This window comes from Arthrobacter sp. Dra40, from assembly GCF_059091905.1.
In genome coordinates this window covers 43,940-53,951 of the sequence record NZ_JBNHHB010000034.1, presented here as the reverse complement: position 1 = coordinate 53,951, position 10,012 = coordinate 43,940, and the positions used below count along the sequence as shown (strand labels likewise).

Sequence of the window (10,012 nt, the reverse complement as noted above, 5' to 3'; positions counted from 1 at the left end):
CCGCCTCACACCCCTCGAATTTGAGACAATCGAAACCGGCCTTCAAGCCGCTTAGAAACCATCAACCCCGAGAGTCAACGAAACCCGGGGCAGTCCCACCGGTCGCGTGGCTGGAAGGTCAACAGATCATCCGGGGCGGGTGAGGTCTGACCGGTTCGGCACAGGGAATATTTGTAGGACTTGCAGTTCCGGCCAACAGGAGTCACACATGAAAGTCGGACCCGTTGAAGTCATGATCTGTGCGTTTCCGCGATCCGAGGTCGACGCAACCGTCATCGATGCCTTGAGGGAAGCCGTCAAGCCCGGTGCGGTGGCCATCATCGATCTGGTTTTGCTATCGAGAGACCAGTACGGAGTAGTGCACGTCCGTGATATGGAAGACCACCTTCAGGAGGCTTGGTCGGGCCTCGTAGATTATTCCCGGTTGCTGACGCTTCTCAGCGACACGGACCTTGAAGTCGCTGCCGAATCAATAGGAAACAACGAAACAGCATTGGTGCTAGCGCTGGAGCATCGTTGGGCGCAGCACCTTTCCGATGCCGTACAGGATTCAGGAGGGGTAACTACCCTATACGCGAGAATTCCGCATGACATAGTGGTCGCTGCCGTCGAAGCAGCCGGCATTTCCGCGACCTGAACCGAACAAAGAACCCGAGTAATTCTGATGACATTTGCGAGAAGCGGCCTACCCGGGCTGCTGGGAACCATAGCGAGATCTGCTGCCCTCTCGGGTGCAGCACGCGTAACAGCAGGTTCACTTGATGATCGTGTCCGTGCCCGCCGGGCATCAGAACTGCGGGCACCCAGTGTCCCGTCCGCTACCCCCGCTGGTAAAGAGTGGCTGGCTGATCAACTGGAGATACTTGCTGAACTGCACGCCGCCCACGTGTTGACTGACAAGGAATTCGCTGCCGCGAAAGCGAGGCTCCTGTCATGACCTTCGGGGGAGCGGCCCTTCTCCGCTTGCATCTGTAGACGTCCAACTGCGCGGCGCCCCGCCCATTTGGGCATCCCCGCGACGGCGTACGACCCAGGCGGATAAACCACCAAGAGGGCCGCTGACGCAGCGACCCAGACGGTCGGGAAGTGGGCTGCGGTCTTACGGCGAGGTGTGCCGAGTCTGGCTCCCGAATCGCCGGCCATTCTGCGCGGCGTCCAGACGGTCGTTGAGGGTGATGGCGGCGTCGATAAGTGCCAGATGAGTAAACGCTTGTGGAAAGTTGCCGATCTGCTCTCCGGTGGCAGCGATCTCCTCGGAGTACAACCCGACGTGGTTTGCGTAAGTCAGCATCTTGTCGAACGTTAATCGTGCTTCATCGAGCCGGTTGGACCGGGCCAAGGCATCTACGTAGAGGAACGTGCATAGTGAGAACGTCCCCTCCGAACCGCGCAGCCCGTCCGGGGAGGCGCTGGGGTCGTAGCGATAGACCAAGCTATCGGAGACGAGCTCTGTATCCATCGCCCGGAGGGTCGACTGCCACATGGGATCTTGTGGGGACACGAAGCCAACCTGAGGCATCTTCAGCAATGCGGCGTCCAGGACATTCTCTCCATACTGCTGGACGAAAGCCTGGCGTTCGCTGCTCCACCCCTTTTCCATGATCTGTTGGTAGATGGCGTCCCGTTCTGCTATCCACCGGGTGAGTGGCGCCGGCCGCCCGTGCGACGTCGCGAGTCGGATGCCACGGTCAAACGCGACCCAACACATGAGTCGTCCGTACGTGAAGTCTTTGCGCCCGCCCCGGGTCTCCCAGATCCCTTCTTCCGGCTGGTCCCAGTTATCGGCGAGCCAATTAAGCAATTCGGAGATGGCGAGCCACCCGGATTGTCCGATTCCGACGCCTGCGCCGTCGAGGTAGTAGACCGCATCGAGCGCTTCGCCGTAAATGTCCAGTTGGAGTTGGTCAGCGGCTCCGTTTCCAATCCGCACCGGGTAGGAGCCGCGGTAGCCTTTCCAATCCGCCAGGACTTCCTCGTGGAGGTCCGTGCTGCCATCAACGCGGTACATGATATCCAGCGGGTAGGAGCCTTCCTCCCGAGGCTCGGTAACGCGGTCGCGGAGCCAGTGGCTAAAGCCGACAGCCTCATCGACGAATCCCATGCGAAGCAGCGCGTGAACCGAGAATGATCCATCGCGGACCCAGGTGAATCTGTAGTCCCAGTTGCGTTCACCGCCGATCTCTTCCGGAAGACCGGCTGTGGGGGCAGCCACCAAGCTTCCGCTGGGCGCATAGGTCAGCAGCTTCAGCGTGATAGCCGACCGCTCCAGGACCGCGCGCCACCGTCCTGTGTAGGTGGACTGACTGAGCCAGTTTTGCCAAAAGTGTGCGGTGTCGTCGGCCAACTGCTGTGCCTGCGCCGGTCGCATCACCGTGGGGGCAACATCCGGGCCCGTTTCCAGCACGACCCCACGCATTTGACCTTCCTCAAGGTCGAGGACGGCCCGCAGCATACCTTCGTCGGAGGATACAGAACGACCTAGCCTTTCGTCGTCCTCCTCACGAATGAGGCTGAGGCTTAGGCGTGTCTCGCCTGCGTCGAAGACCGCGCCGGAATCAGTGAGACTCAGCTCATGGCTCTGCCGTCCGTAGTCGAATCGGGGAGCAACCTCGATCTCGAACGAGATCCTCCCGCGAACGCATCGGACCATCCGCACAAGCCGGTGCTGCTGACTGGGGGCAGTGCCCGTGGTGGGAATCATGAAGTCGGTAAGTTCTCCGACCCCTGCTTCAGTCAGAAAACGCGTAATCAGGATTGCTGTATCGGGGAAATAGAGCTGCTTCGTTGCGAATGCTTTCTCGCGGGGTCGCGTGGTGAAGTGGCCTCCGTGCTCATGATCCAGCAAGGAGGCGAAGATGCTGGGCGAATCGAAGCGTGGGCTGCAGAACCAATCCAGAGTGCCGTCTGTGGCAACCAGCGCCGTCGTCTGCAGATCACCGATAAGACCATGATCGGCGATCAGTGGGTGTGTGTTCATGACGGAGACCTATTCTTCAGATAATGGAGACCGTTCTGACGGCGGATGCTGAAAGGACAGGAAAGGTTTGGCGGCAGCATTTCGTCAGGCTGGATCGTGGTGACTCTCAATTAATGTTGTGGGCGCCCGCGGCCCGTGTCATCATCCCCAAAGGATGAGCAACCACTTAAGTCCCATGAAGCTGTTGGGGGAGCCGAACGCACTAATCCTCCTCATCGGCGACCGTCACTGACAACATCAGAATCAGGACGCTGCCCACGTGCATGGCGGGATGTTGGGAACGGCAAACATTGTCCGGGTTTCTGAGGTGGGTCCGGCTGCTCGGGGCGCTTCAGACTCGGAGCCATTCGACGTCTATGGCCAAAGGCCCCTTGTCTCAGGTCACCTAGGAGCCAATCGAGATGCTGCTCCGACCGGTGGACGGCGACCACTACGCATTGTCTAGCTGGCCGTGGCCAGATCATGCCAGCCATGGGGATCGCCTTTGAACGTCGCTTAAAGCCGGCACTGTGGCACTGCGACGGTAGCAAGTCAGTGCGCCAGTTGCCGCGCCCGTCAATGGGGGCGTTTCGGTGAGGTTATGTCGGCTCGGAACCGGCCGGAGGCAGGTCCGGGTTGAGGTCCTCAAGCCGCGGGTCCTCGGCGGTCCAGACCTGCAACACGGCCCACGCAACTGCGGCCAACGGAACGGCCAGCACCGCGCCGATGATGCCGGCCAGGATCGTGCCGGCGGTCAGCGAAAACAGGATTACCAACGCATGCAGCTTCAGTGACCTGGCCATCACGATCGGTTGCAGCAGATGGTTTTCCAGTTGGTTGACTGCGACGACGATGATGACCACGATGACGGCGATAATTGGACCTCGGGTCACGAGCGCTACCAGTACGGCCAGCACGCTGGCAACCGTGGCTCCCACAAGCGGAATGAAGGCACCGAGGAAGACGATCATGGCCAGCGGGATGGCCAGCGGGACCTGCAGCACCAGCAGGCCAATGCCGATTGCCGTTGCGTCGATCAGTGCAATGATGGCCGTTCCCCGTACGTAGCTGCCCAGCACCTCGAGCGTGCGCTTGCCAGCACGGCGCAGTTTGGCTTCCCGCGGGCCGCTGAACGGACGTAACAGGAAGTTCCAGATTTTCGCCCCGTCTTTGAGGAAGAAGAAAAGGACAATAACCATCAGTGCGGTGCCCGCAAAAAACTCAGTGGCCGCCGACAAGCCCGACAGCGCGCTGGACCGGGCTTGGGCGCTAGTGGCGAAATCGATCAAGGCCTGGCGTCCTTGTGCCAGTTGCTCCTGGCTGATCGGAAACGGCCCATTCAGCAGGAATGAATCGAGTTGATCGAGCCCGGAGGAGGTGGCGGCAACCAGTTCATTCAACTGGCTGCGCACCGCCAGGACAATAACGGTTCCCGTCACCGCCAGAACCACCAGCAAGCCCAGGAAGGACAGAAGCGTTGCCGGTACGCCTGGCAGACCCGCACGGCGCAGCAGGTTCACCAACGGGCCGATCGCTGCGGACAGTATCAGCGCGATCAGTACCGGAATCAGCAGCAGGCTGACTCGTAACAATCCATACACCGTAAGACTGACGAGAGTCAGGATCAGCAGGATCTGCGCGCAGCGGCTGCCCGCGCGTCCGAGCGTATCCTGCCATGCGCTGCCCGCCTGCTGGGACGTGGGGATGCGCGAGGATGGTGACATGCTGGGTTCCCTCCGTTGGTGGAAACCCGGATTTTCCGCGTTCTAGTCGCGGGGGTCCGGGTTGAACTCCTCTAGCAGCGCGCCCAGGCGGGCGTCCGGCACGCCGCCTTAGAGCGGGTCCTAAGTGTCTTTCCACGGGCCGGTCCGAATCAGTGTCAACGACGGCATGGCTCAGCGGCACTGCGACAACGCCCTCATCGGGAAGGACGGTTTCGTCGCCGTGGATGTTCCGCTCGGGGTCCGTCAGATTCAGGCCGTCTTCCGGGCGGATCTCTTCGCTCATCGTGGCCTCCTGCGATCGTTGATGCGCTGACGGCGGCTTAGGCTGACAACATAGTCCGAACTCGCCGACAGGGAAACAGGTAGCTTGTCCGGAAGGGAGTAGAACCGGTGGTTTCGGGAAGCAACGGGGCAGCGCTATGGGAAGAGAATCACGTTCAGGATCTCGGCCGCAGCGACGGCGGTCCTCAGCACGGCTGCCTGTCTGCTCCGCGACATGGGTAGATGGCGGGATGGCTGGATGGTTCCAACTCGGCCGTCAAGTGAGTATCACCCGGCCGGAATGATTTTCTGACGTTGCATAAAAGCGACCACCGGTGGCGAACCGGGTGTATTTTTGTTCCTTTCCCGCCGGTGATCAGCCCGGGCCGAGGACCCAGCCAGCATCTGCACCCGATGATTCCCGGGCCAGCAGGACGAACGGTGGAGGGTGCACGGGAGGATTGTGAGTGACGAACCGTCCGGTTTCTGCGGTGGCTCCGGCTGCTCGGGGCGCTTCAAAACGGAGTCATTCGACTTGTAGAGAGAAAGCCGCCGTTGCCTCAGCACACTGAGGAGCCAATCGAGACTCTGCTCCTACAGGTGGGTGGCGAACAACATGCGGACCTAGCCTAGGCGACTGGCTAGTTGTCAGTCGCCTAGCGGGGCCGGCACCAGGCTGGACTCCCAGAGTCGGGCGGGGATGAAATTTAGTCCCGTCGCTTGGCGTAGTCGGCGTAACCCGCCCAGTCGATGACCACGCATTGCTCGTCGCCGATGACCCAGGCATCATGGCCCGGGGGTACAGACATGTAGTCGCCGGCGGCAAACTCGCTTTCTTGGCCGTCGTCCATGACGATCTTCATCCGTCCGGACAGCACATAGCCAGCGTGGCTGGCTTGGCAGCTGTCCGTCTTGGCGATCGGCTTCACGTGCTTGGACCATTGCCAGCCGGGTTCGAAAACGCCCCGCCCCACGCCGCCGGCCTCAAGATTGACCAGATCAAGCTTTCCCATGCCTTCCTCGAAAGGACGGGTTTCCTCGGGTTCGTCCAGACTCTTGCGGATCATGCCAGCCATGAGGATCTCCTTTGAACCAAAAGGTGTGATGCTCAAAGTGTGGCAGCGTCCCGGGAGGGGGTCAACGCGCCGGAATTCTTCGGTCGGTCCCACCTCTGCCGCCTGCCCTTTGACGACGACACTCCAGGCCTGATGGGTGCGGCTATTGATGTGGTCGGCTTCCAGTGCCACCGGTTTTCCCATCAACGCCGCTGACAGTTTTGTGCCTGGCGCAGTGCGGAAACGATGGTCTCGTGGTCGGTCCGGAACTTGAGCGGAAACAACTCCGGGTGGTCGTCTACCCACACGGCGAGACGGCCCAGCGCAACACCTCGAAGCAGCCGCCAGCAGTCGTCTGCTCCCAGGACCTCGGTGGTGGGCGGTGAGGGCTTGTTCTCCATGGCGGCGAGCCTACTCGGTCAGCGGACAAGGCTTATTGCATAGGGTCCTCCGGGTCGAAGTCGTCCAGCGACGCACCCGGGCGCTCGTCCGGCACGCCGCCTTCGAGCGGGTCGGACAGGGTTTCGTCCACCGGCCGCTCGGAGTCTGTGTCGACCCCGGCGTCCACTAGGTCCGGCGGGACCGCATCCACGCCTTCATCGGGAATGACCGGGTCTTCGCCCTGGACATTCAACTCCGGATCCGGCAGGTTCTGCTCGTCTTCGGGACGGTTCTGTTCACTCATCGCGGCCTCCTTCAACTGTTGATCCAACCGGTTAGTGTGCCAACATAGCCCGAACGCTTGCCGAGGGAAATAGGTCGGAGCCCGAATCCGCTGCCGGAGGTGGAAGAGGACCGCGGAACTGTGCTGGCACTGACGTCCAGGCAGGGACGGACGCCGGCCTCCCGCGGCTATTGTCCTCGCGTCGCGGTCTGCCGGCGCTTGGGAAAGGGGATTACGTCCAGGTCCCGTGCAATAACGACGGCGGTGTTCCCCGCACGGGCGCGGGCCTGCTCACCGAGCGGGATCAAGTCCCCGTAACGCGATGAGAAGTGCGTGAGTACCAGCATGCCCACCTCGCCGCCGGCGGCGAGGTCGCCTGCCTGTCCCGCCGTGAGGTGGCGGTACTGCGCTGCCAGCGCGCCGTCGTCGTCGCTGAAGGTGGACTCCGCCACCAACAGGTCCGCTCCGTCCGCGAGTTCTTCCGCGCCGGCGCACACCGCAGTGTCCATGACGAAGGCGAACCGCTGGCCGGGCCGCGGCACGCTGACATCTTCCAGCCGCACACCGTTCAGGGTCCGCTGGTAAAGCAGGCGTCCAACGTCGGGGCCGGCAATCCCGGCGGCAGCGAGCCGCTCGGGCAGCAGGGTGCGGCCGGCGGGCTCCGTCAGTCGGTAGCCGTAGGCCTCAATCCGGTGGTCCAGGGGGCGTACTTCGAGGCCATCCGCAATGGCGCCGGCCGCGCCGTGCGGGTGCAGGTGCAGGTCCAGTCCCGGGGAGGCGAGCGAGACCAGCGCCCGGACCACGTCCTCGCCGGAGGCGGGGTAATGCAGATGGACCGGATGCTCGACCCCATCCAGGACCATGCGCGAAAGCACGCCCGGCAAGCCGTAGCAGTGGTCGCCGTGCAGATGCGTGAGGCAGATGCGGGTGATCCGGCTGGCCGAGACGCCGGCCAGGATCATCTGCCGCTGCGTGCCCTCGCCCGGATCGAACAGCAATCCCTCGCCGTCCCAGCGCAACAGGTAACCGTTGTGATTGCGGGTCCGGGTGGGGACCTGGGAGGCGGTGCCGAGGACGACGAATGCGCGCATGGCTCCGAGTCTGCCACCGCGCATTGCCGCGTGTAGGCCGGGCTGGGAAAATATCAACAACGCCCGTGGCTGCGCAGCCGGGCTAAGGCTCTACGGAGGTGGTGAGGGACAGATGGGCAGGACATCCGGGGACAACGGCCGGCGGATGGAACGCGCCGCCGAGTTGCGCGCCGCGCGGGAACAAGGCCCGACTGGCCCGGAGGACGCCGAACAGACCGCGGCGGACGAGGAGAAGCAGCGGAAAATCCGGGAGCTGGACACCTCCCGGCGCGCGGACTACCTGGTCCGGGAGGCGATGGCCCGCGGCGACTTCGACGACCTGAAATATGCGGGCAAACCGATTCCGAACCTGGGCAATGGATACGACCCCGACTGGTGGCTCAAGGGGTTGATCGAGCGCGAGCACCTGACCGGGCTGGGCCCGGAAGCCCTGCTGTTGCGCACCGAGGACGCCGAACTGGATGGCCGGCTGGACCAACAGGTTGCGGAACGGCAGGTGCGCGAGATCTTGGAGGACTTCAACGCCAGGGTCATCAACGCGCGGCGCCAGTTGCAGGGAGGCCCACCGGTCATCACCAAGACCCGCGACCTGGAGTACGAAGTGGAACGCTGGCGCGAGCGCCGCGTGGCCAGGGCCGCCGCAGCGGCGGATGAAGCGCCGGAGCCCGAGCCGAAGCGTCATTGGTGGCGCCGGATCTGGGACGTCACCGAGTAGGTTTTTGCAGCGCTACTGTCGGCCGCCGACCGAAAGCGGCTGCAGCCCGGCCAGTTCCTTCTTGACCTGTCGCTTGGCGACGACACGGAACCCTGCTTGCAAGTAGCGGTCACGCACGCCTCGCTCGGAGCGGAAGAGCGCCCAGCCGCGCTTGAGCAGGAACGGCAGCGGTTTGCGCTGCTCGCGGAGGTCGCGCACCAGCCGGCGCACCGCCGTCGTGAGGGGAGGGACCTTGATGAAGACTGCGTCCACCTCCACCCCGAGGCCGCGCAACGGGGCCAGCACGGCATCGGCGAAGATGCCCTCGGCGATCACCGGGCCTTCGGCGAGAGACACGGTGCGATGACCGGTGTAGCTGGAGGTGGCGATGGAGTAGTTGGGGATCTCGGTCCGCCCGGTCTGCAGCAATTGCACCATCGCGCGGGCCGCGGCGCCGCTGTTCCAGGTCCCGGGATGGTCCCAGTCGATCTCTCCGTAAGGCGTTTGCGGCAGCGGGGTAGCCGCGGTGTGCTCGCCGATCTCCCGGTAGAACCCGTCGAGCTCCACGTGCGGGCGGCCGAACCGGGCCGCCAGATAGGACTTGCCGGAACCGGAGGCGCCGCCGAGCAAAATGAGCGGGGTTTGGGGAGAAGGCACATCGCTATTATTCCGTGTCCGGGTCGTAAGCCGGCCGCGCCGTAAGATGGCAGGGGTATTCCGCCCCGGCCGGAAGCGCCGAGCAGCACGTTGAGGAAGCAGGCATCACGTTGGAGCAGTCACCGCAGACCGCTGGCGGACTGGAATGGGTCAAGCAGCCGGAATCGTTCGGTGCGGAAGCGGACCTGCAGTACGGGCTGGAACTGCTGGCCGCCGCCAAGCAGGGACGTCTCGGCCCCACCATGCGCGTCTACCGTCCGGCGCCTACGGTGGCGTTTGGCCAGCGCGACGCCCACCTGCCCGGCTTTGAAGAGGCAGCACGGCGTTGCCGCGAACTCGGTTTCGAGCCGCTGGTGCGCAAGGCAGGAGGCCGTGCCGCGGCGTACCACGAAGGCTGCCTGATACTGGACCACGTGGAGCCGCTGGCCGACGCCATTGCCGGCGCGAAGAAGCGCTTTAGCCAGTTCGGCGAGCTCATCGCTTCAGGCCTGCGCGATGCGGGACTGCTCGCCGCCGTCGGCGAAATCCCGGGGGAGTACTGCCCCGGCGAGTTCAGCATCCACGGCGCACACGCGGTTGACCCGCTGCGCCGGGTCAAGCTGGTGGGGACCGCGCAACGGGTAGTCGCCGGTGCCTGGCTGTTTTCCTCGGTGGTGGTGGTGCGGGATTCGGCTCCGCTGCGCGAGGTGCTGACGGCCAGCTACGACGCACTGGGACTGGACTGGGACCCGGCAACCGCCGGTTCGGCCGAAGACCTGGTGCCCGGGCTGAACGTCGCCATGGTTGAACGGTCGCTGCGGGCGGTCTACTCGGACCAGGCGGCGGTGCGGGACGGGGCGTTCGGCGAGCTGCTGGCCCGGGTGCCGGCGCCCGTTGTAGTCCGGGTGTAGCCAGCCTAGTCTGGAAGGGA

At 63.7% G+C, this 10,012-nt stretch carries 10 protein-coding genes and 1 pseudogene; 4 read left to right on the top strand and 7 right to left on the bottom strand.

Annotated features, from left to right (window positions below):
* Positions 1-208: 208 nt before the first annotated feature.
* Both AC5RWT_RS15785 and AC5RWT_RS15780 read left to right on the top strand, forming a co-directional pair.
* Positions 209-637, top strand: a complete 429-nt coding sequence (locus tag AC5RWT_RS15785; protein ID WP_494080973.1) for a DUF6325 family protein — start codon at positions 209-211, stop codon at positions 635-637.
* Between the two features lie 27 nt (positions 638-664).
* Positions 665-937 carry an SHOCT domain-containing protein gene (locus AC5RWT_RS15780; protein ID WP_494080972.1) on the top strand — a complete coding sequence of 91 codons (273 nt, stop codon included), beginning with the start codon at positions 665-667 and terminating at the stop codon, positions 935-937.
* A 162-nt stretch (positions 938-1,099) separates the two neighbouring features.
* Here the strand turns inward: AC5RWT_RS15780 and AC5RWT_RS15775 are convergent, their stop codons facing one another.
* From AC5RWT_RS15775 to AC5RWT_RS15750, 6 genes and pseudogenes are all read right to left on the bottom strand, one after another.
* Positions 1,100-2,977, bottom strand: coding sequence for a glycoside hydrolase family 15 protein (locus AC5RWT_RS15775; RefSeq protein ID WP_494080971.1), 1,878 nt, complete (start codon positions 2,975-2,977; stop codon positions 1,100-1,102).
* Positions 2,978-3,555: 578 nt separating this feature from the next.
* Complete coding sequence (locus tag AC5RWT_RS15770; protein ID WP_494080970.1) at positions 3,556-4,680, bottom strand: AI-2E family transporter; 1,125 nt, start codon at positions 4,678-4,680, stop codon at positions 3,556-3,558.
* Positions 4,681-5,648: 968 nt separating this feature from the next.
* Positions 5,649-6,017 (bottom strand): cupin domain-containing protein, encoded by a 369-nt coding sequence (locus AC5RWT_RS15765; RefSeq protein WP_494044177.1) that lies wholly within the window; start codon positions 6,015-6,017, stop codon positions 5,649-5,651.
* Positions 6,018-6,140: 123 nt separating this feature from the next.
* Positions 6,141-6,397 (bottom strand): annotated as a pseudogene (locus AC5RWT_RS15760) (pyridoxamine 5'-phosphate oxidase family protein); the annotation flags it as partial.
* 32 nt (positions 6,398-6,429) lie between these two features.
* Positions 6,430-6,681 (bottom strand): hypothetical protein, encoded by a 252-nt coding sequence (locus AC5RWT_RS15755; protein ID WP_494080969.1) that lies wholly within the window; start codon positions 6,679-6,681, stop codon positions 6,430-6,432.
* A gap of 167 nt (positions 6,682-6,848) precedes the next feature.
* Positions 6,849-7,751 carry a ribonuclease Z gene (locus tag AC5RWT_RS15750; protein ID WP_494080968.1) on the bottom strand — a complete coding sequence of 301 codons (903 nt, stop codon included), beginning with the start codon at positions 7,749-7,751 and terminating at the stop codon, positions 6,849-6,851.
* Between the two features lie 112 nt (positions 7,752-7,863).
* Here AC5RWT_RS15750 and AC5RWT_RS15745 point away from each other — a divergent pair, with 112 nt between their 5' ends.
* On the top strand, positions 7,864-8,466 hold the full coding sequence (locus AC5RWT_RS15745; RefSeq protein ID WP_494043657.1) for a DnaJ family domain-containing protein: 603 nt from the start codon (positions 7,864-7,866) through the stop codon (positions 8,464-8,466).
* Between the two features lie 12 nt (positions 8,467-8,478).
* Here the strand turns inward: AC5RWT_RS15745 and AC5RWT_RS15740 are convergent, their stop codons facing one another.
* The gene (locus AC5RWT_RS15740; protein WP_494080967.1) at positions 8,479-9,102 is read right to left on the bottom strand and encodes a uridine kinase family protein; all 624 of its coding nucleotides are present in this window, start codon (positions 9,100-9,102) and stop codon (positions 8,479-8,481) included.
* A gap of 110 nt (positions 9,103-9,212) precedes the next feature.
* On the opposite strand from AC5RWT_RS15740, the gene AC5RWT_RS15735 reads away from it, so the two are divergent.
* On the top strand, positions 9,213-9,992 hold the full coding sequence (locus tag AC5RWT_RS15735; RefSeq protein WP_494043659.1) for a lipoate--protein ligase family protein: 780 nt from the start codon (positions 9,213-9,215) through the stop codon (positions 9,990-9,992).
* Positions 9,993-10,012: the final 20 nt, after the last annotated feature.